At 68.6% G+C, this 23,559-nt stretch carries 23 protein-coding genes and 1 pseudogene; 8 read left to right on the top strand and 16 right to left on the bottom strand.

Features of this window, described 5'->3' with window-relative positions:
• Nucleotides 1–93 precede the first annotated feature (93 nt).
• Nucleotides 94–570 (top strand): Lrp/AsnC family transcriptional regulator, encoded by a 477-nt coding sequence (locus BTH_RS11680; protein WP_009894310.1) that lies wholly within the window; start codon nucleotides 94–96, stop codon nucleotides 568–570.
• A gap of 12 nt (nucleotides 571–582) precedes the next feature.
• On the opposite strand, the gene BTH_RS33515 is transcribed toward BTH_RS11680, so the two are convergent.
• The 15 genes from BTH_RS33515 to BTH_RS11605 all read right to left on the bottom strand — a co-directional run bounded on the left by BTH_RS33515 (nucleotide 583) and on the right by BTH_RS11605 (nucleotide 14,589).
• Nucleotides 583–1,340 (bottom strand): IS5 family transposase gene (locus BTH_RS33515; RefSeq protein ID WP_099005207.1). Its coding sequence is split into 2 segments (ribosomal slippage): nucleotides 583–1,025 and nucleotides 1,025–1,340, totalling 759 coding nucleotides; the frame shifts between segments, so codons are not numbered across the junction.
• A 405-nt stretch (nucleotides 1,341–1,745) separates the two neighbouring features.
• Complete coding sequence (locus BTH_RS11670) at nucleotides 1,746–2,705, bottom strand: type II secretion system F family protein (RefSeq protein ID WP_009894305.1); 960 nt, start codon at nucleotides 2,703–2,705, stop codon at nucleotides 1,746–1,748.
• Nucleotides 2,706–2,759: 54 nt separating this feature from the next.
• Nucleotides 2,760–3,737, bottom strand: coding sequence for a type II secretion system F family protein (locus BTH_RS11665; RefSeq protein ID WP_009894303.1), 978 nt, complete (start codon nucleotides 3,735–3,737; stop codon nucleotides 2,760–2,762).
• Between the two features lie 10 nt (nucleotides 3,738–3,747).
• Nucleotides 3,748–5,115, bottom strand: coding sequence for a CpaF family protein (locus BTH_RS11660; protein ID WP_009894301.1), 1,368 nt, complete (start codon nucleotides 5,113–5,115; stop codon nucleotides 3,748–3,750).
• 21 nt (nucleotides 5,116–5,136) lie between these two features.
• Nucleotides 5,137–6,345: an AAA family ATPase gene (locus BTH_RS11655; RefSeq protein WP_009908183.1), complete on the bottom strand. Its 1,209-nt coding sequence runs from the start codon at nucleotides 6,343–6,345 to the stop codon at nucleotides 5,137–5,139.
• A gap of 22 nt (nucleotides 6,346–6,367) precedes the next feature.
• Complete coding sequence (locus BTH_RS11650; protein ID WP_009894298.1) at nucleotides 6,368–6,829, bottom strand: TadE/TadG family type IV pilus assembly protein; 462 nt, start codon at nucleotides 6,827–6,829, stop codon at nucleotides 6,368–6,370.
• Nucleotides 6,826–7,332 (bottom strand): TadE/TadG family type IV pilus assembly protein, encoded by a 507-nt coding sequence (locus tag BTH_RS11645; protein WP_009894297.1) that lies wholly within the window; start codon nucleotides 7,330–7,332, stop codon nucleotides 6,826–6,828. Before BTH_RS11645 ends, BTH_RS11650 begins: the two co-directional genes overlap by 4 nt.
• Nucleotides 7,333–7,391: 59 nt before the next feature.
• On the bottom strand, nucleotides 7,392–8,648 hold the full coding sequence (locus BTH_RS11640; protein ID WP_009894296.1) for a pilus assembly protein TadG-related protein: 1,257 nt from the start codon (nucleotides 8,646–8,648) through the stop codon (nucleotides 7,392–7,394).
• Nucleotides 8,649–8,673: 25 nt separating this feature from the next.
• On the bottom strand, nucleotides 8,674–8,979 hold the full coding sequence (locus BTH_RS11635; RefSeq protein WP_009901531.1) for a hypothetical protein: 306 nt from the start codon (nucleotides 8,977–8,979) through the stop codon (nucleotides 8,674–8,676).
• Nucleotides 8,980–9,000: 21 nt separating this feature from the next.
• Nucleotides 9,001–11,040: a type II and III secretion system protein family protein gene (locus tag BTH_RS11630; RefSeq protein ID WP_011401577.1), complete on the bottom strand. Its 2,040-nt coding sequence runs from the start codon at nucleotides 11,038–11,040 to the stop codon at nucleotides 9,001–9,003.
• Between the two features lie 112 nt (nucleotides 11,041–11,152).
• On the bottom strand, nucleotides 11,153–11,992 hold the full coding sequence (gene cpaB, locus BTH_RS11625; RefSeq protein ID WP_009894294.1) for a Flp pilus assembly protein CpaB: 840 nt from the start codon (nucleotides 11,990–11,992) through the stop codon (nucleotides 11,153–11,155).
• Nucleotides 11,993–12,037: 45 nt separating this feature from the next.
• Nucleotides 12,038–13,420, bottom strand: coding sequence for an ATPase (locus BTH_RS11620; protein WP_009894292.1), 1,383 nt, complete (start codon nucleotides 13,418–13,420; stop codon nucleotides 12,038–12,040).
• 41 nt (nucleotides 13,421–13,461) lie between these two features.
• On the bottom strand, nucleotides 13,462–14,001 hold the full coding sequence (locus tag BTH_RS11615; protein WP_009894290.1) for an A24 family peptidase: 540 nt from the start codon (nucleotides 13,999–14,001) through the stop codon (nucleotides 13,462–13,464).
• 91 nt (nucleotides 14,002–14,092) lie between these two features.
• A complete protein-coding gene (locus BTH_RS11610) occupies nucleotides 14,093–14,239 on the bottom strand; it encodes a Flp family type IVb pilin (protein WP_009916580.1) in 147 nt (48 codons plus the stop codon).
• 179 nt (nucleotides 14,240–14,418) lie between these two features.
• Entirely contained in the window at nucleotides 14,419–14,589 is a 171-nt protein-coding gene (locus BTH_RS11605; RefSeq protein WP_009894283.1) for a Flp family type IVb pilin, read from the bottom strand.
• A gap of 1,136 nt (nucleotides 14,590–15,725) precedes the next feature.
• On the opposite strand from BTH_RS11605, the gene BTH_RS11600 reads away from it, so the two are divergent.
• The 6 genes and pseudogenes from BTH_RS11600 to BTH_RS11575 form a co-directional block, all read left to right on the top strand.
• A complete protein-coding gene (locus tag BTH_RS11600) occupies nucleotides 15,726–16,937 on the top strand; it encodes a glycosyltransferase family 87 protein (RefSeq protein ID WP_009894281.1) in 1,212 nt (403 codons plus the stop codon).
• Nucleotides 16,934–18,358 (top strand): glycosyltransferase family 87 protein, encoded by a 1,425-nt coding sequence (locus BTH_RS11595; RefSeq protein ID WP_009894279.1) that lies wholly within the window; start codon nucleotides 16,934–16,936, stop codon nucleotides 18,356–18,358. Before BTH_RS11600 ends, BTH_RS11595 begins: the two co-directional genes overlap by 4 nt.
• The gene (locus BTH_RS11590; RefSeq protein WP_011401575.1) at nucleotides 18,343–19,404 is read left to right on the top strand and encodes a glycosyltransferase family 2 protein; all 1,062 of its coding nucleotides are present in this window, start codon (nucleotides 18,343–18,345) and stop codon (nucleotides 19,402–19,404) included. The genes BTH_RS11595 and BTH_RS11590 overlap by 16 nt, the downstream gene beginning before the upstream one ends.
• 27 nt (nucleotides 19,405–19,431) lie before the next feature.
• Nucleotides 19,432–20,178 carry a class I SAM-dependent methyltransferase gene (locus BTH_RS11585; protein WP_009894275.1) on the top strand — a complete coding sequence of 249 codons (747 nt, stop codon included), beginning with the start codon at nucleotides 19,432–19,434 and terminating at the stop codon, nucleotides 20,176–20,178.
• The gene (locus BTH_RS11580) at nucleotides 20,175–20,561 is read left to right on the top strand and encodes a GtrA family protein (protein WP_009894274.1); all 387 of its coding nucleotides are present in this window, start codon (nucleotides 20,175–20,177) and stop codon (nucleotides 20,559–20,561) included. The genes BTH_RS11585 and BTH_RS11580 overlap by 4 nt, the downstream gene beginning before the upstream one ends.
• Nucleotides 20,562–20,698: 137 nt before the next feature.
• A pseudogene (locus BTH_RS11575) lies at nucleotides 20,699–20,887 on the top strand (VOC family protein); the annotation flags it as partial.
• On the opposite strand, the gene BTH_RS11570 reads toward BTH_RS11575, so the two are convergent.
• A complete protein-coding gene (locus BTH_RS11570) occupies nucleotides 20,863–21,864 on the bottom strand; it encodes a LysR family transcriptional regulator (RefSeq protein WP_009894270.1) in 1,002 nt (333 codons plus the stop codon). The pseudogene BTH_RS11575 and the gene BTH_RS11570 overlap by 25 nt on opposite strands.
• A gap of 159 nt (nucleotides 21,865–22,023) precedes the next feature.
• Here BTH_RS11570 and BTH_RS11565 point away from each other — a divergent pair, with 159 nt between their 5' ends.
• The gene (locus BTH_RS11565; protein WP_041223811.1) at nucleotides 22,024–23,532 is read left to right on the top strand and encodes a M81 family metallopeptidase; all 1,509 of its coding nucleotides are present in this window, start codon (nucleotides 22,024–22,026) and stop codon (nucleotides 23,530–23,532) included.
• Nucleotides 23,533–23,559: the final 27 nt, after the last annotated feature.

Genomic DNA, 23,559 nt, shown 5'->3' with positions numbered 1-23,559 from the left:
AAAAATGAAATGTGCTTCAGAAATCATGCTTGAGATCGTTTTGTCGTGATAGAGTCTGCGAATCGATATCGATTTTTTGCGGGATTCTTCGAAATGAATCTGGACCGTACCGACATGCGCATCCTTCGCGAACTCGAAAGCGATGGGCGCATCAGCAATCAGGACCTCGCGACGTCTGTCGCGCTGTCGCCTTCCGCGTGCCTGCGGCGCGTGAAGCTGATGGAGGAGCAGGGCGTGATCGAGGGCTACCGGTGCCTGATCGCGCCGAAGCGCATCGGCGTCGCGTTCGAGGCGCTCGTGCACGTGGCGATGCGCCCCGACATCGACGACTGGCACGACTCCTTCGTCGCCGCGATCCAGTCGTGGCCGGAGGTCGTCGCCGCGCAGGTGGTGACGGGAGAATCGAACTATGTGCTGACCGTGCGGGCCCGCAGCCTCGATCACTTCTCCGAATTCGTGATGAACAAGCTGCACCGCGCGCGCGGCGTGATGTCGACGAATTCGAGCATCGTGCTCGCGACGCTCAAGCGTGACGGCTCCGTGCTCGATCTCGCGGGCAAGCCGGCCTAGGGCGTGTTCACACTATCGAAGGGCTTCGATAATCAGGGCGAAGTTGATAAAGGCAATGAACATCAAGTCGAGTTTGTCGAAGCGCGAGAAGATGCGACGAAAACCCTTCAATCGACGGAACAGCCGCTCGACTTCGTTACGACGCTTGTACATTTCCCGGTCGTATTCCCAAGGCTCGACGCGCGTACTCAACGGAGGGACGACCGGGATGAAGCCGAGATCGAGCGCGAGTTGTCGGGTTTCGTTACCTTCGTACGCCTTGTCCATCAGCAGGTGCAGCGGCCGATTCGGCGGCCCCAGGCGTTCGAGCAGTGCACGTCCCTGCGGCGCATCGCCGGCTTGACCGGGCGACAGTGCGAACGTTATGGCTGTTCGAGCATCCGCGGCAACCATATGAATCTTGGTTGTCCATCCTCCGCGAGACTTGCCGATGGCTTGAGGTCCATTTTTTTTAACGCACCGGTGCCGTCAGGATGAACCTTCACGATCGTGCTATCCAGCGATACCGCTTCAATCCGAACGCGAATGATCTGCGCGCGCTGCAACTCCGTGAACACTCGGTCCAGTACACCGTTGCGAGACCAACGGTTCATGCGCGTGTAGATCGTGTGCCAGCGGCCGAAACGTGGTGGCAGGCCGCGCCATTTACATCCGTGCTCGGCCACATAAAGGATCGCGTTGAGCACTTGCAGGTTCGACAGGCTCACATTGCCACGCTGTCGCGGCAGGCAATGTTCGATCTGCTTGAATTGGGCTTCGGAGATTTCCATCTCCGAAGCATAACCTCAAACTAATGTAGTGTGAACACGCCCTAGGGGCCGTCATTCGCGTGTACTCGCCCGGCCGGACAGGCGCGCGGCGAAGCGCCGCGCGCGCGGCTTACGTTTGCGCTTGCGAATCGGCTCGGGACGGGCTCGGGACGGACTTCGTGCGCGCGCGAGCCGCGCGGGCGGCGCGCTTTCGCCGGGACTGCGGAATATCGGGACGACGAAGCGCTTCGAGCCGAGCGCGCGGCGAGCCGGCGCATGCGCGGCCGCCCGCGGCGGGCGGAGCGGCGATCGACGCCCCACCCGCCGCGCTGCTTTGGACTTCTTGTTGTCGGCGCGGCGGGCTGACCGCCGGGCGGCGCCGGCGGCACGGCGAAAAAAGCCGCCCCGCGCCGCCGCGAGCGTCGCTCAGCCGCCCGCCATCGTCGGCAGCAGCGTCCGGTAGATATGGATGAACGCGGGGCCGAGCAGCACCGTCAGCAGCGCGGGAAAGATGCAGAAGATCAGCGGAAACAGCAGCTTCAGCGCGATCTTCGCCGCACGCTCCTCGGCGCGCATCCGCCGCTGCGTGCGCAGCGTGTCGGACAGCACGCGCAGCGACGCGCCGATGCTCGTGCCGAAACGGTCCGCCTGGATCAGCATCGCGCTGAACGCGTCGACGTCCTCGGCGCCCGTGCGCAGCGCGAGATTGCGCAGCGCGGCTTCCTTCGTGAAGCCCGAGCGCATCTCGAGCAGCATCAGCCCGAGCTCGTCGGCGACGACCGGGCTGCGCAGCCGCAGCTCGTCGGCGACCTTCGTCAGCGCCGCGTCGAGGCCGAGCCCCGCTTCGACGCATACGGTCAGCAGGTCGAGCGCGTCCGGAAAATCCTCGATGATCATCCGCTGCCGCGACGCGATCCGGCGCGCGAGCATCGCATTCGGCAGATAGAAGCCGAATGCGCCGATCAGCACGAGCATCGCCGATACCGAATACGGGCTGTCCGCGATCGCGGTGCCGATCAGGAACGGCATCGCGGCCGCGGGCAGCGCGAGCGCAAGCACGGTCTTCGCGGCGAAATACAGATGCGCGGCGCTCGGCGAGCGCCATCCCGCGTTGATGAGGCGCAGCCGCAGCGGCGAGTTTTCCCAGCCGGACTTCGGCAGCGACAGCTTCGAGATCGGCTGCGAGATCTCGGCGAGCTTCTCGACCCAGACGGCGGGCGGCGCCGGGCTGTCGCCCGCCGCCACCGCGCCGGCGCCGCCGATCTGTTCGAGACGCCGCGCGAGGCCGCGCGGCGCGAATGCGAGCCACGTGGCCATCACGCTCGCGACGACGATCGCGAACAGGCCGAGCAGCAGCAGGATATGCATGACGTTGAGGTTTTCCATGACAGTTCCCGAATGTCGTTCAACGAGTGATGGCCGGATGCGCGGCGCGCCGCTTCACACGCGAATGCGGATGATGTGCCGCATCCACAGGATGCCGAACGCCATCGACGTGACCGTGGCCCCGACGAGCAGCACGCCTGCCGAGTCCTCCCAGAGCACCGAGATGAAATCGGGGTTCATGATCGCCAGCAGCGCCGCCGTGCCGAACGGCAGCAGCGTGAGGATCAGCGCGGAAAGCTTGCCTTCCGCCGACAGCACGCGGATCTTGTCGAACAGCTTGAAGCGCTCGCGGATCAGGAGCGCGATGCCGTCGAGCAGCTCGGCGAGATTGCCGCCCGTCTCGCGCTGGATCAGCACCGCGATCACGAAGTAGCGCAGATCGGGCACCGGCACGCGCGTCGCGAGGTTCAGCAGCGCCTCCTGCAGCGGCACGCCGTAGTTGATCTCGTCGAAGGTGATCCGGAATTCGCCGCCCATCGGATCGGCGAACTCGCCGCCCACCATCGAGATCGCGCTCGAGAACGCGTGGCCGGCGCGCAACGCGCGCGCGATCATGTCGCACGCGTCCGGCAGTTGCCGTTCGAGCTTGCGCAGGCGGCGCGTCCGGCAGCGCAGCACCAACAGCGTCGGCAGGCAGACCGTCGCGATCGACGCCACGGCCGCGACCCATAGCGGCAGCGGCGTGAAGCTGAGCGCGACGAACACGACGAACGGAATCGCGAGCGAGATCCACGCGAGCTTCACGACCGACCACGTGAGGCCCGACTGCTCGATCAGCAGGTCGAGCGTTTGCACGCGCGGCACGCGCATCAGCAGGCGATCGAACGGCTTCGCTTCGTTGAGCATGCGCTCCTTGAGGATCGACAGCCGCTCCTTCTGCACCTGGCCGCCCGCCGACATCGCGCGGATGCGCGCCTCGATGCGCTTCGCGGCCGGCCCGTGGCGGGCGTTCCACCATTGATAGACGCCTTCGAACGCCAGCACCACGGCGACGAACAGCAGCAGGACGAAACCGTAGAAAATCGGGTCCATGACAGGCTCCTTACGCCACTTCGAAGCGGCGCGCGGGATCGTACATCGCGTCGGGCAGCTGGATGCCGAACGCGTTCAGACGCTCGGTGAACTTCGGCCGCACGCCCGTCGCGGTGAAGTAGCCGAGCACGTTGCCGTTCGCGTCGAGGCCGGTGCGCTTGAACATGAAGATCTCCTGCATGTTGATGATCTCGCCCTCCATGCCGGTCAGCTCCTGGATGCTGACGATCTTGCGCTTGCCGTCCGTGAGCCGCGACGTCTGCACGACGACGGCGATCGCCGAGCTGATCTGCTGGCGCATCGTCTTCGGCGGCAGCGTGAGGCCCGAGACGCCGATCATGTTCTCGAGCCGCGTCAGCGCGTCGCGCGGGGTGTTCGCGTGGATCGTCGCGAGCGAGCCTTCGTGGCCGGTGTTCATCGCGTTCAGCATGTCGAGCGCCTCGGCGCCGCGCACTTCGCCGAGGATGATGCGGTCGGGGCGCATGCGCAGCGCGTTGCGCACGAGCGTGCGCTGCGTGATCTCGCCCTTGCCCTCGATGTTCGGCGGGCGCGTCTCGAGCCGCAGCACGTGATGCTGCTGCAACTGCAGCTCCGCCGCGTCCTCGATCGTCACGATCCGTTCGTCGTCCGGAATGAAGCCGGACAGGATGTTCAGCAGCGTCGTCTTGCCGCTGCCGGTGCCGCCCGACACGAGCACGTTGACCTTCGCGCGCGCGAGCGCCTCGAGCAGCTGCGCCATCGGCGGCGTCAGCGTCTGGTAGTTGACGAGGTCGTCCATCTTCAGCGGATTGACCGCGAAGCGGCGAATCGACATCAGCGGGCCGTCGATCGCGGACGGCGGGATGATCGCGTTCACGCGCGAGCCGTCGGGCAGGCGCGCGTCGACCATCGGGCTCGATTCGTCGATGCGCCGGCCGACGCGCGACACGATCTTCTCGATCACCTTCATCAGGTGCGCGTCGTCGTAGAACGTGACGTCGGTCAGCTCGAGCCGGCCGTACCGCTCGACGTAGACGGCGCTCGCCGTGTTGACGAGGATGTCCGACACGGTCGGGTCGCGCAGCAGCGATTCGAGCGGGCCGAAGCCGAACATTTCGTCGTAGATGTCGACGGTCAGCTGGCGGCGTTCGAGATCGTTCGCGAGCAGCTTCTCTTCGTCGAGAATGCGCGCGATCAGCGACGCGATCTCGTTTCGCACCTGCTCGGCGGGCAGCCGCGACAGGCGCTCGAGCTCGACGCGCTCGAGCACCGCGCCGTGCATCTGGCGGCGCAGCTTCTGATATGCCTCGCGCGCCATCGCCGTCGCCGCGCCGACGGCGTCGCTTCGGGACATGAGCGGCTGCACGCGCCGCGCGGACATCTGGTCTCGCAATGACATGATGGTCTCCTCGAACGGGGGTTACATCGATTTGAGTTTGGGGGCCGCGCCGCGGCTGAAGAGCCGGGCGAGGAGCGGCGCGTCGCGCTCGCTGTCGCGCCGCGGCCGCGTCTCGCCGTCGACAAGCTGCTTCGCGAACGCCTGCAGGCTGCGCGCGACGCCGCAATTGCGCGACAGCCGCGACAGCGGCACGCCCTGGTCGACCGCCTCGCCGACCGTGGCGGGATCGTCGGCGATCACGTGCGCCGCGTGCATGCTCAGCACTTCCTCGAGCGCCGCGCGTGCGCGATCGGACGCGCGCGTCTGCCGGTTCAGCACCAGCTGGAGGCGGTCGAGCGGGCAGCCGAGCGACACGAGCAGCTCCTGCAGGCGGCGCGCCGCGCGCACGTGCGGCATGCTCGGCTGCAGCACGACTTCGACGCGATCGCTGCGGTCGAGCGCGACCATCGACACCGCGTTCAGGCTGACGCCGAGATCGAAGATCACGAAGTCGTAGCGCGGCGCGGCCACGCCGAGAATCCATTCGAGCGCGTCCTCGCGCAGGTCGGCGGCCTTGATCGGATCGCCCGCGCCCGCGAGCACGTGAAACGTTTCGGTCACGCGCACGACGCTTGCGTCGAGAAACGCGCCGTCCATTCTCTCGAGCTGCCCGCAGAGCTGCGCGACGGTCGACGGCGGGCTCTGGTCGCTCACGAGGAACGCGGCGTCGGCGAACTGCTGGTTCAGGTCGATGAGCAGCGTGCGGCGCTTCGAGCCTTCCGCGATCTCGTACGCGACGTTGCCCGCGATGAAGCTCGTGCCCGCGCCGCCCTTGCACGACATGAACGACACGATCCGCGTGTCGGGCGTGTCGCGTTGCGCGCATTGCGAGGCCGCGCGCTTTAACGCATCGTCGAGCGCGCGCGGCTCGAGCGGCCAGCGCAGCACGTCGCGCACGCCGGCGCGCATTGCTTCGAGCAGCGTCTGCGACGACGCATCGGCGCTCACGAGCATGCACGTGAGGCCCGGGTGCAGGCGGCTCAGCTTCTCGATCGCGGCGAGCTCGGCGGTATCGAGCGCGACGCCGTCGATCATCAGGATGTCGAACGCATCGAGCCCGTCGGTGCGCTGGACGATCTGCGCGGCGCGGCCGACTGTGCGGGTGACGCGGTAGCGGCCGGCGTCGCCGACGAGCCGCGCAAGATGCGCGAGCCGCGATGCGTCTTCGGAAGCGACGAGGATGTTGATCATGGTCGTTGACCTCGCATGGGGTTCATTGGCAGACCGAGCCGCCCGTCGACGTCGCAAGACTTTCGCGGGGCAGCGTGGTGACGAAGGGCGGCATCGTGAGCGTGAGCGGCACGAACGGAATCAGCGTCTTGACCGTCACGTTCGTGACCGACACGGTGACGAACGTGCAGGTGCTGCGCGCCGTGACCGCATCGGAATCGCAGCCGGCGGGCGCGTACGTGAGGCTCACGTTTGCGTTGCCGATGAGCGGCATCAGCTGGCTGATGCGTGTTTTCACGACGGAGGCGTCGGCGTCGCAGACGGCCGCCGTGCGTGCGCCGAGCCGGACCGCCTCGCTCGCGGTGTTCCAGTAGAACAGCACGCGGCCGAACTCGCAGATGCCGATCAGGATCGTGCAGAGGATCGCGGCGACGAGCGCGAACTCGACAGCCGCCATGCCGCGCTGCGCGCGGCGCCGGGCGAGGGAGAACGGGCGCGCGTTCATGACACTTGCCTCATCACGGTGATGATGTTGCCGAACGTCAAGGCCGGCAGCCCCGGGAACGCCGGAATCGGCTGGTACTGGTAGCCCTTGATCTTGACCTCGACGAGATTGATGCTGCCCGCGAGGCTCGCCGGATCGGGCGAGCCGTTGTCCGTGTCGTAGGTCGGCACGTTCGCGAACTGCGCCGGATCGGACGCGTCGCTGCAGTTCGTCGAGTGCGCAGCGTCGCAGACGACGACCATCGACGTCGCGAGGCCGGGGGCGAGCTCGCTGCCCGTCGAGCCGCACGTCGTGCTGCCGTAGACGGCGAGACACTGTGCCTGCGCGATTGGATACGCGGGATCGGTCGGCAGGTACATCGACAGGTAGCGCGCGGCGTCGCGCGTCGCCTTCGTCAGCGCCTCGTACTGGTAGATCGCGCGGCCGAACTCCGCGACGCCGGTCACGAGCAGCACGAGCGGAATCATCACGATCGCGAATTCGACCGCGACGGCGCCGCGCATCCGCGATGGGCGGGGAGGCAATGAGAGTCGGTTCATGATCGTCTCTTGTGATCGCGTGTTCATTGGAGCAGCACGGGCACCTGCGGGCCGACCGAGCTGCCGTTGCCGGGCGTGCCTTGCGTCGCGCACGGGCTGCCGGGCGCCGACGACGAGCCGCGGTATTCGAGATGCACCGGCCCCGCACTGCCGCCGGAGCCCATCGGGTCGAGCATCAGCACGCAATCCCACGACAGCACGGGCGCGCTGTGGCCGCTCAGCAGCACCGAGCAGTCGACCTCGGGCGCGAGCGCGAGACGCCGGTCGGCGCCCGCCGCGTAGTAGTTCGGGTTGTACGTGCCGCCCGTGTTGATGCCGGTGATCAGGTCGCCCTGATAGCTCGTGAATGTCTGGCGCTTGCTCACGAAGTCCGCGTATGCGTTGCTTTGCGACGGCCATGTGGTCGCGTCGTATGCGTAGCCGGTGAAGTCGGGCGTGCCGTACGATGGGTCCTTGTACGGATTCGCGTAGATGCCGAAGCGGGTGTTGTACGCGTTCGTCGTCGCCGCCTTGTTGCCGGGCGTGCCCACCTGCGAGCCGGTCGCGGGCAGCGCGCAGTAATTGCCCGTCAGTTCGTTGGCGATCGACGAAGCGCTGTTCGATCCGTCGAGCGCCGACCAGCCGAAATTGCCCGCGCCGAACGATGGCGGCGAGCCCGTCTTCGCGGAAAGCCAGTCGCCGATGTTGTACGTCGCGCCAGCCACGGGCGGGTTCGTCTGCGTCCCTGCCTTGCAGATGAACACGGGAATCGCGCAGGTGGTCTGCGCGGCGCCGATGGTTGCGATGGCCGTCGCGGACACCGACGCGTTCGCGACGGTCACGCCCGGCACCATGTCGAGCGCCTGGATGAACCAGTTGACGATGCCCGTTTGCGACGTCATGCACTTCACGTACTTGATCGACGACGGCGAGGTGATCGCGCTTTTCGGCTGAAACGGATTGCTGAGCGAATCGGTGAACGTGACGCTCGCGTTCGTCTGCAACTGAACCGGAAACTGCTCGAACAGCGCGTAGTTGAGGTGGCCGGCGGTGATGCCGGCCGCCTCCGGCACGGACAGATTGATTGCCCCCGTCAGGTCGCGCGCCGCGGCGAGCGCGCACGAATCCGCGCTGTTCTGCAGTTCGCTGCGCGTCACGTAGAGCTTGCCGAGATCCAGCGCGAGGCCGACGAAGCCGATCAGCACCGCGAGCATCAGCGCGACGAGAATCGACACGACGCCGCGCTGGCGGCGCCGCCCGCCGTGAAGGGCGGCGCCTGACGAAGAAGTGACGCGAGACATGACGGTCTCCCTGAGCGAATGATGGTTATTGGCCGCCCGACTTGCCGCCGCCTACGCCGATCACGAACGCGTTCGGCGTGGGCTCGATCTGCTGGAACGACTTGTCGTAGTTGTCGAGCGCGGCGGCGGCCGCGCTCCCGTCGACGCCGGGCGTGGACGGCGCATGCTCGGCCGCGTGCGGATCGATGATCTGCGCCTGCATCACGGCGCGCACCGAATCGCCGAAGCGGCTGTCCCAGACGGGCGTGCTGGACATGCATCCGCCGAGCGAGGCGGCGAGCGACGCGGCAAGCACGAGGCGGCGCGTCAGCGTGAAGTAATCGAGGTTCATGAGCGTCCCCTTGCGTGAAGTTCAGCGATCGACGGCGGGCGCGATCGCGCCTGCATTGGCGAGTTGTTGCTGCGGCTGCGCGCCCTGGCGCTTCGCGGTCGCGCCGGCCGCGGCCGGTGCCGCGAGCGCGGCGGGCGCGGGCGATGCGGCTGGCACGGGCGACGCGGTGACCGCCGTGGGCGCGGGCTCCGGCGCGGCGGCGCGCGAGCCTTGCCGCCGCGCGGTCGCGACCGCGGACGGCAGCGCGGGCGGCGGCGCCTGCACGGTCGCCGACGCGCGCGGGGGCGCCGCCGGCTGCGGCGCGGGCGCGGACGTTTGCGCGGCGGCCGGCGCATGCTGCTCGGGCGCGGGGCTCGCCGGCGCGTCCTTCGCAGGCGCGGCGGCTGCGGCCGGCGCGGCGGGCGCGACAGCCGCCGGCGCGGCACCGGCCGGGGCCGCGTTCGTCGGCGCGGCGTTCGCGGGAGCGGCGTTCGCGGGAGCGGCGGCACCCGGCGCCACGCCGTGCTGACGCAGTCCGCCGCGGCCTTCCATGTTGCCCGTCGCGTAGACGTCGGCTTCGTTCGGCTGCGTGAAGCTGTCGGTCGGCAGCGGCACGTCGGCGGCAGCGAGCGGCTTCACCAGATGCGGCGTGATGATGAACACGAGCTCGGTGCGGTCCTGCTGGAACGACGTGCTGCGGAACAGCGCGCCGAGCACCGGCAGCTCGCCGATGCCGGGCAGCGCCTTCAGCGTGCCCTGCGCGTTGTCCTTGATGAGCCCGCCGATCGCGAACGTCTCGCCGTCGTTCATCTGCACGGTCGTCGATGCGCGCCGCGTCGTGATGAGCGGCAGGATCGACACGCCGCCCACGTTCGCCGCCGACAGCGTGACGCCCGTCGGCGACAGCTCCGACACCTCGGGCGCGACCTTCAGGTTGATGCGGCCGTTCGACAGCACGGTCGGCGTGAACTTCAGCCCGACGCCGAATTCCTCTTGCTGCAGCGTGATCGTGCTCGTGCCGACGCCGCTGCTTTGCGGAACGGGGATGAAGATCTTGCCGCCCGCGAGGAACGTCGCTTCCTGGCCGCTGATCGTGACGAGCCGCGGCTCGGCGAGGATCTTCACCGGCTGGTCGGTGTTCTGCGCGTCGATCGAGCCGTTCAACGGCAGCTTGTTCGACTTGCTGACCGCGATGCCGTTGCCGACGCCCGTGAGGAGGCTCGTCACGAGCGCGCCCGTCCACGAGCCGAAGCCGCCCTGGAGATTGACGGCCGAGCCCATCTGGTTGATCAGCGTCTTCGACACCTCCGCGACCTTCACTTCGAGCATCACCTGCTGCGGCGACGTGACGGTCAGCATGTTTAGCACGCCGGCGCGCGTGCCGCCGCCGCCGCCGCCGAGCGCGCCGGCGTTCGTGCGGTCGCTGTACGCCTTCGCGATCGCGACCGCCTGCTGCGCGGCCTGCGCGCTCGACACGTTGCCCGCGAGCACGATCGTGTCCGCCGCGGTCGACACGCGAATGTCGCGCTCGCGCGGCATCAGCTGGCGCAGCGACGCCTGCAGGCCGCCCGCGTCCGCGCCGACCGCGACGTCGATGATCCGGCACGCGCCGCTCTTGCCCTGGACGATCATGTTCGTCGTGCCGACCGACATGCCGACGAGGTAGAGCGTGCGCGGCGACACCATCGTCGCCTGCGCGACGGCCGGGTTGCCGATCGTGCGGTTGCGCACCGGCTCGTCGAGCGGCACGAGCAGCGATTTGCCGAGCGGCACGCTCACGCTCGTCGATTCGCCCATCGCGCCGACGCAGTTCGGACCGCGCAGCGGCGCGGCGGCGGCCGCCGCCGCGGCTGCTGCGCCGGCGGCGGGCACGGGCGCCATGCTGATCGTCATCTGCATCGGCCCGCGGCCGATCGCCATCGGCGCGGCCGCCGTGCTCTTCGCGAGCGCGGCATTCTCGATGGCGTCCTGCGCGGCTGCGGCGAGGGCGGTGAAGAGTCCGGCGCAGCACGCGGCGGCGAGCGCCGCGTTGCGCACGACGCGCGAGCGCGCCGGCCGGAAAAGTTGCGATTTGGTGTCCATTTCGTGTGGTCCCCCAGTGCCCGGCGCAGTGCGCCGGGTTTGACTATCGAAGCTGCCGGAACGCAAACGGGCAGCGGAAACGCCAGGCATCGTCAGTGCTTTGCCGTTTGTGTCAGAAACATTCGACGCTGCCCTTCACGCCGGACAGCACGCCGACGCAGTCGCGGCCGGCCGCGACGCGCGCATGCGCGACGACGCGCGTGCGCATGGGGCGAGGTTGCGCGGCGGGTAGGGCGATGGGCGCGGCCGCCGGCTGGCCGAGCAGCGTGCGCTTCGTCGCGCCTTCGGTGGTCAGCGCGCTCTTGTCGACCTGGTTGCGCAGCACGAGCGACAGCGTGCCGACGCTGCGCGCGAGATCGAGCTTCTCGGCCTGATCGGGCGTGACTTCGAGCGTGACCGCGTTGACGACCTTCGGTGCGGTGTCGTCGCGGCTCACCTGCTGCGCGACGGCGAGCACGAGGATCTTCTCGAGCACGATCTTCGAGATGCTTTGTTGCGGATCGGCCTTCGATTGCTCCTGCGTGTTGACGATCACGTCGACGTAGTTGCCCGGCAGCGCGAAGCCCGCGACGCCGACGACGTCGTTCACGCGCACGGTGATCGCGCGGTCTCCCGGGGCGATCACGGCGGACAGGCCGCCCTTCGTGCCGACGGGCGCGAGCTTCGTGCCGAGCACGGGCTCGCCGCGCGCGAGGCTCGTGCGCACCACGCGGCCTTCGAGGGACTTGAGATCGGTGAACGCGCCGGGCGGCACGCTCGCCGTCGGCCAGTTGACGATGCGCAACTGGTTCGGGCCGAGCGGCTCGCCGAGGTTCACGTCGGTCGCGGCGACCGCGACGGGCGTGACGGCGCTGCTCGAGGTCTGCACGAGCCATCGCGAAGCGAAGGCGACGGCGGCCAGCCCCGCCAGAATGGCGATGGCGAGCATCGTGAATGCGCGACTGTTTTTCATGGCGGTACTCCTCGCTAGTCGTATCAAGAGCCAATGGGCCGGGCGCTACCAATCGCGATCCGCATCCGGCGGGGTGAACGGCGGTTCGTCGGGCGCCGAGCCGAAGAAACTGCGCCACGCCTCGTGCAGCGCCTGCGGCGTGACCACGGGTGCGTCGCCGCGATAGCGCACCGCCGCCGCGACGAGCCGCAGCAGGTCGCCCGGGTAGCACGCGAGAAACGGCATCCGTGCGGGTTCGTGCAGGTATCGCAGCAGGTAGTCGAAGGTCGACGCATCCGAGCCGAGCGCGAGCGCCGCGCAATTCGCGTCGTAGACGTCGCGGTAGCGCTCGACGGGCAGCGGCCCGACGTGCAGCTTCGAGCCGAGCCGCCGCAGGAACGCGTCGTCGCTGAATTGCGCGGGCGTGAGGTTGCTCGAGAACACAGGCCACACGTCGAACGGCATTTCGAGGCGCACGCCGCTTTGGAACGTGAGCTGATCGACGTTGCGATCGAGCGGCAGCAGCCAGCGGTTCAGCAGGTCGCGCGGCGCGATGCGCTGGCGGCCGAGGTCGTCGACGATATAGAGGCCCGTGTTCGCCTTCACGTGCGGCGGCGCCTGGTAGTAGCCCGTCGAATCGTCGCGGCGCAGGTCGAGCTCGGCGAGCGTCAGCTCGCCGCCCGAAAGCACGACGGGCCGGCGGCACAGGCGCCAGCGGCGGTCGCCGTTCGCGCCGTCGGCCGCGCGCGGCGCGTCGACGTGCACGAGCGGATCGTGAATCTTGATGATCTCGCCCGACGCATAGATCGCGTACGGAATCGGCACGTTGCCGCGCAGCAGCGAGCCGAGGCGCTCGGCGAGATACGTTTTGCCGCTGCCCGCGGGGCCGTGGATCAGCAGCGGCCGGCCGGCGTTCAGCGACGCGGCGGCCGAGTCGAGCATCTCCGGCTCGATCACGATGCCGTCGAACGCCGCGTGCGCGTCGGCGCGCGTGATCGTCACGTGGCGCACCGAATGCGCGGCGACGTTCGCGACGTACGCGTCGTGCGTGACGGGCGCCGGGCCGCAATAGCTGTTGCGCGCCTTCTCCTCGAGCGCGAGCGCGCGGCCGAGATCGGTCAGGCGCAGCGTCAGGTCGATGTCGGACAGGCCGCGGTGCGTGACTTCGATCAGGCGCTCGCACGCGAGGAACGTCAGCACTTCGTCGAGCACGACGGGCGGCAGGCAGTGGCGCTCGACGATCTCGGTGAGGCTCGAGCGTCCGTGCGCGAGCATCGATTTCAGCAGCAGCGCCGCGATGAAGGCTTCGTCCAGGCCGGTTTCCGCGAGCGTGCGCGGCGCGGCCGGCAGGCGCGCGGCTTGCCTCGCGCGGTACGTGCGCAGCGATTGCGGCTCGGGCAGATGGGCGATCTGCGTGTCGTGCCGCGATTCTGCTTGATCCAGGTTCATGGTCGCTCCAATCGTTGGGTGAGGGGCCGGCGTGCGTGGCTTCAGCTCGCCGCCGCGAACAGCACGCCGAGCGTGCCGATCGCGATCGCGACGCCGTACGGCAGCATCCCGACCGATTCGATCTCGGGTGCGGCGCGCGCGGCCGACGGATCGCGCAGCAGCGCCGCGCTCGCGAGCAGGTGACGCAGGTTCGCGAGCAGCTTGCGCAGGAGGCCGCGCTTCACCACGACCGCGAGCGCCCATGCGCCGCCGACGACGAACGTCGCGAGCGCGATGTGCAGCGCGAGCGTCGGGCCGACCCACGCGCCGATCGCAAGCATCAGCTTCACGTCGCCCGCGGCCATTCCCCGCAAGAGGTAGAACGGCAGCAGCAGGCCGGCGCCGGTGGCGGCGCCCGCGAGCCACGCGACGAAACCGGTGTGCGGGCCGGGCAGCGCGCATTGCGCGACGAGCGCGCCCGCGAGGCCCAGCACGATCAGCCGGTTGGGAATGCGCCGGCTCGCCAGATCGATGCTGGCCGCGACGACTGCGAGCAGCGCCACGCACAGCGGAATGGGTTGCGGCGGCAGATCGGAAAGCATGGAAGGCCTCGCGTCAAATTCAGTCGTTCGATGAACCGCTTCGATGACGCCAGCCGGCGTGCCGGACTGGCGCATCCAGGCGGGCTTGAGATCACACATCCGAAGCGACGGTGCTGAACACCGATTGCAGATTGGTGCCGACGACCTGCACCGCGCCGATGATCACGATCGCGATGAGCGATGCGATCAGCGCGTATTCGATCGCGGACACCGCCGATTCGTCGCGCAGCCAGCACATGAACGCGTGAGCGGCGCGGGCGCCGATCGCGTGCGGATGGGCGGGCTTCCGGCAAAAGGACTGGGTTCTCATGAATCGCTCCTCAGCGGTATCGAACGGAACGTCGAAGGGCAACGAACGCACGGGAAGTGACGGACGGCGAGTTGCGCAAAGCCATCCGTCCTTCCGGCGACGTACCCTTACAGATCGCTGCCGATCGTCGAGAAGACGGAATTGAGGTTGGTGCCGACCGTCTTCACTGCACCGATGATCACGATCGCAATCAACGCAGCGATCAGGCCGTATTCGATGGCGCTGACGCCGCCTTCTTCGCGAACGAACTGCTTGACGTATTGAACGAGGCTGGACATGACTCTCTCCTTTCGGATGACTAAGAAAAACCCTTGCCGTCGACGGCTCGGGACGTACAACGGGAACTGCTTCCATTACTGCTGCTTCGAGGTGCTGCTGGCACGACAGGGCACTACGGGTACTGCAAGGCACTGCTAAAAAACGGGGGCGCGGATCAGAACAGCCGCAGCGGCGCTTGCACGCGAACGCATGCGCCGGCACGCACGGAGCGATCGGCGGGACGGGGCTTGCCCGCGCGTGCGCATGAACCGATGCGCGCTGCGCGGTGCCACCCGGGAAAAACGCGGAAGCGGCGGCCATTACGGCCGGCGGCGGGTTTGCGAGCGGCGGCGCATGCGTGCGCCGTTTCGCTGCTGGAGCGGCCGAGAAGCCGCTGAACGGTATAAGTGGACATTGCTTTACCCCGGTATTCACTACGAGCAATTTTTCCAGGCACTCGGCCGTAGCCGGCGCTCCGCTGGTCGAACGGCGACTGCCCCGCACGCATTCGGCGCCGCACTCGCGTGCGTGGCGTCGGATGCGACCCCGTGGGTGACGTCGGCGAGATTCTTGTCTGTTGATCTGCTTGCCGTGAATTCGCCGATCGTCGCGTCGTCGTTTGCCGCGCAGGACATTTCGCAAGGAGTGGGCCAGCTTTCGGGCAGGCACGGCGGAACAAGGGCGAGCGGCTCACCGTTGCAACGCGACGGGCATGGCGCGGCGCAGAAGGTTTCGGTTCTGATACACGCGGGTGCGCCGCCGGGCGCCGCGGCTGCCCGCAAACGCCCGCCGGGCAAGGCTAAAAAAATTTTGTCGGGATTTTCCCTGAGCCGGGCATCCGTGAATGCAACCGTGCCACGCGACTTCGGCGCAGACGTCCGGCGACGGAAAATGTTTCAACTCCGAAACGCTAGCGCGCCCGCTCGTCATTTTTCATGCTCAATCCGCTGTTTTCGGCGGGCCCGTGGCGATATCGCGCGCCGCCGCGATTTGCATCGATTCGCTTTTTTTTCTAACAATGGAAGCGCGGCGGCATCGCGCAAACAGAAACGCCGCCCTAATGAATCAGATAAAGAAGAATCGACGCGTTTAAACAAAACGCTTAATCACACATCGGGGCATCATGGATATTGCGAATCGGGGAACATGCTTTCGCATGTTGCGCTCAGGCGGGTGGCTGACCGGCGATCGCGTGCTCGCATACGGCGGCGCGACGCTGATTCTCAGCATCGCGCTGCTGGGCGCGTGGGGCTGGGCGACGAGCGGCTTCACCGCGAACACGACCGTTCGGCCGGGCATCGATTTCACGGTGTTCTGGAGCGGATCGCACGCGATGCTGCACGGCGCGCCCGCCACCGTCTACGACTATCCGGCATTCTCCCGCGCCGAGGCGGCGCAGCTCGGCGCGTACGTGAACCGCAGCTTCCTGCCCTGGGTGTATCCGCCCACGCTGCTCGTGCTCGTCACGCCGCTCGCGCTGCTGCCTTACGTGCCGTCGCTGTTGCTCTTCTGCGCGCTCGGCCTCGTCGCGTATGCGAAGAGCGTCGGCGCGCTGTGCGGGTTGCGCGACAGGCTGATGAAGCCGCGTCTCGCATCGTCGTTCGTGATCCTGTCTTTCCCGGGTGTGCTCGTCGCGTCCGTCATCGGACAGAATGCGCTGCTCACGGCCGCGTGCGCGGCGCTCGCGATCCGGCTGCTCGCGAAGCGCCCGGCGCTCGCGGGGCTTTGCATCAGCCTGCTCGCGGTCAAGCCGCAGATGGCGCTGCTGTTTCCGCTTCTGCTCGTCGCGACACGTGCATGGCGCGCGTGCTTCGCCGCCGCCGCGGGCACGCTCGTCTTCGCGGCGGCGAGCGTCGCCATTTGCGGCATCGCGTCCGTGCCTGCGTTCCTGTCGGGCGCGACGATGCTGCGCGAGCTCGTGCTCGAGCAAGGCACGCAGTACTGGCTTGCGTCGCCTGCGCCGTTCTCGGCGATGCGGCTCGCCGGCGCATCGCTGCACGCCGCGTATGCGGTGCAGATCGGCGTCGGCGTGCTCGCGGCCGCGGCCGCGCTGGAGGTCTGGCTGCGCACGAGCGACACGCGTTTGCGCGCGGCCGCGTTCGCGGTCGCGACGCTGCTCGCGACGCCGTATCTGTGGCATTACGAGCTGGCGTGGCTTGGCATCGCGCTATTCGGCGTGCTCGCGTGCGCGCTCGACACCGGCTGGCTGCCCGGCGAGCAGCCCGTGTTCGTCGCCGGCTGGCTGCTGCCGTTCTTCGAGTTCTTCAATCGCGCGGCGCGCTTTCCGCAGTTCGGGCCCGTCGTGCTGCTCGCCGTGCTGCTCATCGTCGTGCGCCGCGCGCGAACGATGCCGGGAGTCGCGCGATGAAAGCCCGCCTGCACGGTCACGCGGCGGCGCATCGCAATGTCGAATGCCCGGAGCTGCCGGCCGCGGGCCCGCGCCGCCGTCCGCACTGGCTGGGCGCGAAGCGGGTGCGGACCTATGCGGTCGCGGCGCTCGTCTGCTATGCGGTGTTCGGCGGCATCTATCTGGTCCGCTGGCTGTCGGGCTGGCTCGGCTCGCCGCTGCCGCCGGCGCTCGATTTCGCGCCGACCTGGAGCGCCGCGCGGCTCGCGGTGCAGGGCCACGCGGTCGACGCATGGCGCTTCTCCGCGCTGCATGCGCTTGAGCTGCAGGCGGCGCCGTCGATACGCGACATGCGTGGCGTGCTGCTGTGGCTCTATCCGCCACAGACGCTGCTGCTCGTCGCGCCGCTCGGCTGGCTGCCGTATCCGGTCGCGGCGCTCGCATGGGTGGTCGGCACGGGCACGCTGTTCGTCGCGACGGTGCGCGCGATCGTGCCGCGCCGCCTCGCGGCGCTCTGCGCGCTTGCGTTTCCCGGCACGTTCTTCGTCGCGCTCGTCGGCCAGAACAGCCTGCTGACGGCGGCGCTCGCCGGCTTCGGCCTCGTCGCGCTGCGCCGCCGCCCGGCGCTTGCCGGATGTTGCTTCGGGCTCCTCGTCATCAAGCCGCAGCTCGCGCTGCTGTTTCCGCTCGCGCTGCTGTGCGCATCGCAATGGCGCGCATTGGGCGCATGGGCCGCGACGGTCGCGCTCGCCGCCGCGCTGAGCACGCTCGCGTTCGGCATCGGCGCGTGGGCCGCATTCGCGCACGGCGCGGCGTCCGCGCTGCAAACGATCGGCGCCGGGCAGGCGACGCTCGCTCGAATCCCGACGTTCTTCGCGATGGCGACGTTCGCCGGCCTGCCGCTTGTCGTCGCGCAGCTGCTGCAGGCGGCGTCGATCGCGTTCGCGGCCGCTGCGGTGGTCTACGCGTGGCGCGGCGCGTGCCCGCATGCGCTGCGCTCGGCCGCGCTCGTCTGCGCGAGCCTGCTCGTGAGCCCATACCTGTATGACTACGACCTCGCGTGGTATGGGCTCGTGATCGCGTGGGCCGTGCGCCACGCGCACGCGGAAGGCTGGCGCCCGCTCGAGCGCGAAGGGCTCGTGGCGCTCGTGCCGATGCCGCTTGCGGGGCTCGTCGCGGTCGGGCCGCTGGGGTTCCAGTTCCTGCCGCTCGTGACGGCGGGCGCGCTCGCGGCGATCGTGTGGCGCATCGCGCGCGAGCGCCGAAGCGCGCCGTGTCTGCCCGGCGACGAAGACGCGGCGGACGCGATCGATTCGATTCGTTTCATTGCGGCGCGCGGCGCACCGGACGCCGCGCCGAGGCGCGCGCGGGCGGCGGCGTTGCCGTGTGCCCGCCGCTGCCGTTACGGGGTTCAGGGAGAAGCATCATGCGGGATCAAATAGACATACCGCTCATTTCGCTCGTCGTGCCGTTCTACAACGAGGGCGACGCAGTCACGCGGTTTTTCGCGGAAGTCGTGCCGCTGATGGAGGCGATCGAATCGATCCGCTTCGAGATCGTCTGCGTGAACGACGGCAGCCGCGACGACACGCTCGAGAAGCTCGTCGCCGTGGGCGCGCAGGACCCGCGCGTGCGCGTGATCGATCTGACGCGCAACTTCGGCAAGGAGGCCGCGTTGACGGCGGGCCTGGACGAAGCGAACGGCGACGCGGTGATCCCGATCGACGCGGACCTGCAAGATCCGCCGAGCCTGATCCCGGTGATGATCGGCCATTGGCGCGAAGGCGCGGAAGTCGTCGCGGCGAAGCGCAGCAACCGCGCGTGCGACACGTTCGCGAAGCGCACCGCCGCCGCGCTCTATTACCGCGTGCACAATGCGTTGTCCGAAGTGAAGCTGCCCGTCAATGTCGGCGATTTCCGGCTGATGGACCGGCAGGTCGTCAACGCGCTGCGCAGCCTGCCGGAGCGCCGGCGCTTCATGAAGGGGCTGTTCGCGTGGGTCGGCTACCGGACCGTGATCGTCGAGTATCAGCGCGAGGCGCGCTGCGCGGGCCACTCGAAATTCTCCGGCTGGAAGCTCTGGAACTTCGCGCTCGAAGGGATCACGAGCTTCAGCACGGTGCCGCTGCGCAGTTGGACCTATATCGGGCTCGGCATCGCCGCGCTCGCGTTCCTGTACGGCGGGTTCATCGTCGCGCGCACGCTGTGGATGGGCAACGCGGTGCCGGGCTACGCTTCGCTGATCTCGGTGGTGCTGTTCATCGGCGGGATCGAGCTCGTCGGCATCGGCGTCGTCGGCGAGTACATCGGCCGCATCTATTACGAATCGAAGGAGCGGCCGATCTATCTCGTGCGCCGGCGCTATCAGGCGCGCACGAAGGTGAGCGCGCTGCCCGTGGGCGCCGCGGCGACGCGCGCCGCGCACGGCGCGCGCATCGAGTTCCCGCGCCGCCGCGCGATGCCGCGCGCGCGCGCCGAAAGCCGCTGACCGAAGAGCCGACGGAAGGAGGACGCCATGTCACCCGACGCATATCTGCAAATGGCCGCCACCGAAGCGACGCACTGGTGGTTTCGCGCACGGCGCGACATCCTGCACGCGCTGCTCGCGGGGCTCGGGCTGCCGGCGGGCGCCCGCATTCTCGAGATCGGCTCGGGCACGGGCGGCAATCTCGGCATGCTCGAGACGTTCGGCGCGGTGAGCGCGCTCGAGATGGACGACGGCGCGCGCGCGATCGCGAACCGCAAGACCGGCTGGCGTTTCGACATCCGCGCGGGCCGCTGCCCGGACGACGTGCCGTTCGGCGACCAGCGCTTCGATCTGATCTGCTTCTTCGACTGCCTCGAGCACATCGAAGACGACGCGGCCGCGCTGCGCCGCATCAGCGACTATCTCGCGCCGGGCGGCGCGATCGTCGTCACGGTGCCGGCGTACCAGTGGCTGTGGAGCGCGCACGACACGTTTCTGCATCACTACCGGCGCTACGATCGCGCGGCGCTCGAACGCTGCGCGCAGGCGGCCGGCTGCACGATCGTGCGCAGTTCGTACTTCAACACGCTGCTGTTCCCGCTTGCCGTCGTCGCGCGGACGATCGACCGGCTGCTGCATCGCGCGCGCTCGAGCGGCGACGCGCTCGGGCCGCGCGCGGTCAACGCGGCGCTGTACCGGATCTTCCGCGCCGAGCGCGGCTGGCTGCCGAAGCATTCGCTGCCGTTCGGCGTGTCGTTGTTCGCGGTCCTGACGAAGCGCGGCGAGCCGCGATGAGCGCCGCCGCCGACATCGGCATGCGCGCGCGGATCGTGCGCTTCGGCGTGTCCGGCGCGGCGTCCACCGCGCTGCACGCGGCGATCGCCGGCACGCTGATGGGTGCGCTCGCCGCGACCGCAGTGCAGGCGAATGCGATCGCGTTCGTTTGCGCGACGGGCGCGTCGTATTTGCTGAACACGCTCTGGAGCTTTTCCGTGCCGCTGCGCTGGCGCAACGTCGCGCGTTTCCTCGCCGTGTCGGTCGCGGGGTTGATGCTGACGATGGCGATCTCGCACGGCGTGCAGGCGCTCGGCATCGCGGCCGCGTGGAGCATCGCGGCCGTCGTCGTGCTCGTGCCGCCGCTGACGTTCGCGATGCACCGGCTGTGGACGTATCGCTGACGGTGTGCGCGCATGCCGCAGCGCTTGCGCGCGTGTCGAACGCCGGCCGGTGTCGTGGCCGCCGCTCGCGAGACCGCGCGCGGCGGTCTTGACGATGTCGAGTCGATCGCGGTGCAGCGTACCGGTGCGATTTGATTGACGACGAATTCGATCGCGCGTTCGCGCGCATCCGCGAGCGAGGGCTTGCATACTGGGCCGATCCGGCGAGGCGCCGCGCGGGCGAGATCAATACGCAAGGCGGCGGACGCGGCGTGTATTTCGACGATCCGGACGGGCATTTTCTCGAGTTGCTGACGCGGCCCTACGATTTGGGGGCGGCCGGTTGAGGCACAGAGGGCCGCCGTGAAGCTCGACGGCGCACGCTGGCGCGTGTCGGGCCTGCGCCATTGCCCGCCGCCGAAAACACCGCCAATCTCATCTCGATCCACCTGATCAGCTCCACCGGCGCCGGCGCCAACGGCCGCCCCGATTTCACGATCAGCCGCGCGTGCGTTCCCTCGAATATCGGGTGCGCGATCGGCACCGTCGTCAGCTTGCCGGCCTCGATCTCCCGATAGGCGGCGAATTCTCCGATCAGCGTGATGAAATTCTCGGCCGTGACGATGCGCTTGAGCGCGGTCAGCGAATTCGTCGTCATCGTCGGCCGGATCTCGATGTTCTCGGCCAGCTCCAGCATCTTCACCACGTGGCCGATGCCGAACGTCGGCGGCATCAGCGCGAGCGGGTACGCGCGAAGATCGTCGACGGTCGCCGGCCGCCGGCGTCGGGCGAGCGGATGATCGCGGCGCAGCAGCAGCACGACCGGCTGCGGCGAGCTCGCGCGGTACGCGATCGATGGATGCGGCGGCGGATTGTACGCAAGCCCGACGTGCGCGCGGCTCTGCGCGACTTCCTCGAGGAGCGTGTCGACCGCGAGCATGTCGACGCCGACGTTCAGCTTCGGATACTTCGCGCAGAACGGCGCGAGCACGTCGTCGACGAGCGTATCGACGAATCCCTCGCTGACGACGATCCGGATGTGCCCCTGCTGAAGCCCCTTGAGCGCGTGGAGCTGGTCTTCGAGCTTTTCCTGTTGCGAACGATAGCCCCGCCAGAATTCGAGCAGATGCGCGGCGGCTTCGGTCGGCCGCACGCCGCGCGCCTGCCGCTCGAACAGCGTGGTGCCGAGCTCTTCCTCGAGCAGCCGGATCTGCCGCGTGATCACGGACGGCGACGTGTTGATGTGGTCGGCCGCGCCGCGAATGGTGCCGTGCGTCAGGACTTCGTGGAAATACCGCAGGCGCTGATGGTTGATTTCTCGCATCGTCTTACTCCCGGCTCGATTCACCGTTGTTCATAGGGCAACGATATGTGAACTTAGTTGCTCTTGCTAGTAGGGCAACGCGCTGCCAACATGCATTCACGCCGCGTATCGTCCGACCGCCGCCGGCCCGAGATGCCGTTCGCCATACAGGAAAGCGACATGAACATTCTGATTGCAGGCTTTCAGCACGAAACCAATACGTTCGCGCCGACGCGCGCGTCATATCGGAGCTTCGTTCTCGGCGAAGGCTTTCCGCCGCTCGTGCGCGGCGGCGGCGTGCTGTCGCTGCGCGACGTCAACGTGCCGATCGGCGGCTTCATCCGGGCCGCGCAGGCGAACGGGCACGCGCTGCTGCCGGTCGTCTGGGCGGGCGCTTGCCCGTCCGCGCACGTGATGAGCGACGCGTTCGAGCGGATCGGCGGCGAGATCGTCGCCGCGGCCGAGGCCGGCGGCTTCGACGCGATCTATCTCGACCTGCATGGCGCGATGGTCACCGAGCAGTTCGACGACGGAGAAGGCGAGCTCCTCGCGCGCGTGCGGCGGATCGTCGGCGACCGGATGCCGATCGTCGTGTCGCTCGATCTGCATGCGAACGTCACCGCACGGATGGCCGCGCATGCGAGCGCGCTCGTCGCCTACCGCACTTATCCGCATGTCGACATGGCGCAAACCGGCGAGCGCGCCGCGCAGGTGCTCGAGCGGCTCGCGGCCGAGGCCAGGCCGCTGCATTGCGCGATGCGCCGGCTGCCGTTCCTGATCCCGATCAACGGCATGTGCACGCACGCGGAGCCGGCGAGCGGCGCGTACCGGCTGCTCGCGCAGCTCGAACGGGACGGCGTCGTATCGATGTCGTTCGCCCCCGGTTTTCCGGCAGCCGACTTCCCGGAGTGCGGGCCGACCGTCTGGGCGCACGCGTTCGAGGCCGACGCGGCGCAGCGCGCGGCCGACGCACTGTTCGCGAAGCTCGTCGGCGACGAGGCGCGCTGGAGCGTGCCGTTTCTCGCGCCCGACGCCGCCGCCGCAGAGGCGATTCGGCTGAGCCGCACGGCGACGAAGCCCGTCGTCATCGCCGATACGCAGGACAACCCCGGCGCGGGTGGTGACGCCGATACGATGGGCATGGTGCGCGCGCTGCTTCGCAACGGCGCGGACGACGCGGCGGTGGGCTTGATCTGGGACCCCGACGCCGCGGCCGCCGCGCACGGGGCGGGCGTGGGCGCGCGCGTCAGCCTGCGTCTGGGCGGCCGCTCGCGCGTGCGGGGCGATGCGCCGCTCGACGCCGTGTTCGAAGTCGAGCACCTGTCCGACGGACGTTTTCGGTTCGACGGGCCGATGTTCAACGGCGCGCAGGGCGATCTCGGGCCGGTCGCATGCCTGCGGATCGACGGCGTGCGGATGGCGGTGAGCACGAACAAGATGCAGACGTTCGAGCGCAACCAGTTCCGCGTCGCGGGCATCGAGCCCGAGCGCATGAGGATCGTCGTGAGCAAGAGCTCGGTGCATTTTCGCGCGGATTTCGAGGCGATCGCCGATGCGATTCTCATCGCGAAATCGCCGGGGCCGATGGCCGCCGATCCCTCGGATCTCCCGTGGGCGCGCCTCGATCCCGACATCCGCGTTCGGCCGAACGGACCGACGTTCGGGGCGCTTCGCGCGGCGGCGCGTTAGTTTCCGCTTCACTCGGCAGCACGTTTC

This window comes from Burkholderia thailandensis E264 (assembly GCF_000012365.1).
GTDB classification, from domain to species: Bacteria; Pseudomonadota; Gammaproteobacteria; order Burkholderiales; family Burkholderiaceae; genus Burkholderia; species Burkholderia thailandensis.
This window is presented reverse-complemented; position numbering and strand designations above follow the sequence as displayed.

Coding starts and splice junctions, on each gene's coding strand:
- BTH_RS11645 (WP_009894297.1), bottom strand. CDS start 7,332: ATGCGCGGCGCCGTCGCGGTCGAATTCGCGATCGTGATGATTCCGCTC.
- BTH_RS11585 (WP_009894275.1), top strand. CDS start 19,432: ATGTCACCCGACGCATATCTGCAAATGGCCGCCACCGAAGCGACGCAC.
- BTH_RS11680 (WP_009894310.1), top strand. CDS start 94: ATGAATCTGGACCGTACCGACATGCGCATCCTTCGCGAACTCGAAAGC.
- BTH_RS11565 (WP_041223811.1), top strand. CDS start 22,024: ATGAACATTCTGATTGCAGGCTTTCAGCACGAAACCAATACGTTCGCG.
- BTH_RS11580 (WP_009894274.1), top strand. CDS start 20,175: ATGAGCGCCGCCGCCGACATCGGCATGCGCGCGCGGATCGTGCGCTTC.
- BTH_RS11590 (WP_011401575.1), top strand. CDS start 18,343: ATGCGGGATCAAATAGACATACCGCTCATTTCGCTCGTCGTGCCGTTC.
- cpaB (WP_009894294.1), bottom strand. CDS start 11,992: ATGAAAAACAGTCGCGCATTCACGATGCTCGCCATCGCCATTCTGGCG.
- BTH_RS11620 (WP_009894292.1), bottom strand. CDS start 13,420: ATGAACCTGGATCAAGCAGAATCGCGGCACGACACGCAGATCGCCCAT.
- BTH_RS11630 (WP_011401577.1), bottom strand. CDS start 11,040: ATGGACACCAAATCGCAACTTTTCCGGCCGGCGCGCTCGCGCGTCGTG.
- BTH_RS11665 (WP_009894303.1), bottom strand. CDS start 3,737: ATGGACCCGATTTTCTACGGTTTCGTCCTGCTGCTGTTCGTCGCCGTG.
- BTH_RS11615 (WP_009894290.1), bottom strand. CDS start 14,001: ATGCTTTCCGATCTGCCGCCGCAACCCATTCCGCTGTGCGTGGCGCTG.
- BTH_RS11570 (WP_009894270.1), bottom strand. CDS start 21,864: ATGCGAGAAATCAACCATCAGCGCCTGCGGTATTTCCACGAAGTCCTG.
- BTH_RS11600 (WP_009894281.1), top strand. CDS start 15,726: ATGTTGCGCTCAGGCGGGTGGCTGACCGGCGATCGCGTGCTCGCATAC.
- BTH_RS11635 (WP_009901531.1), bottom strand. CDS start 8,979: ATGAACCTCGATTACTTCACGCTGACGCGCCGCCTCGTGCTTGCCGCG.
- BTH_RS11595 (WP_009894279.1), top strand. CDS start 16,934: ATGAAAGCCCGCCTGCACGGTCACGCGGCGGCGCATCGCAATGTCGAA.
- BTH_RS11650 (WP_009894298.1), bottom strand. CDS start 6,829: ATGAACGCGCGCCCGTTCTCCCTCGCCCGGCGCCGCGCGCAGCGCGGC.
- BTH_RS11610 (WP_009916580.1), bottom strand. CDS start 14,239: ATGTGCTGGCTGCGCGACGAATCGGCGGTGTCCGCGATCGAATACGCG.
- BTH_RS11670 (WP_009894305.1), bottom strand. CDS start 2,705: ATGGAAAACCTCAACGTCATGCATATCCTGCTGCTGCTCGGCCTGTTC.
- BTH_RS11605 (WP_009894283.1), bottom strand. CDS start 14,589: ATGTCCAGCCTCGTTCAATACGTCAAGCAGTTCGTTCGCGAAGAAGGC.
- BTH_RS11640 (WP_009894296.1), bottom strand. CDS start 8,648: ATGTCTCGCGTCACTTCTTCGTCAGGCGCCGCCCTTCACGGCGGGCGG.
- BTH_RS11655 (WP_009908183.1), bottom strand. CDS start 6,345: ATGATCAACATCCTCGTCGCTTCCGAAGACGCATCGCGGCTCGCGCAT.
- BTH_RS11660 (WP_009894301.1), bottom strand. CDS start 5,115: ATGTCATTGCGAGACCAGATGTCCGCGCGGCGCGTGCAGCCGCTCATG.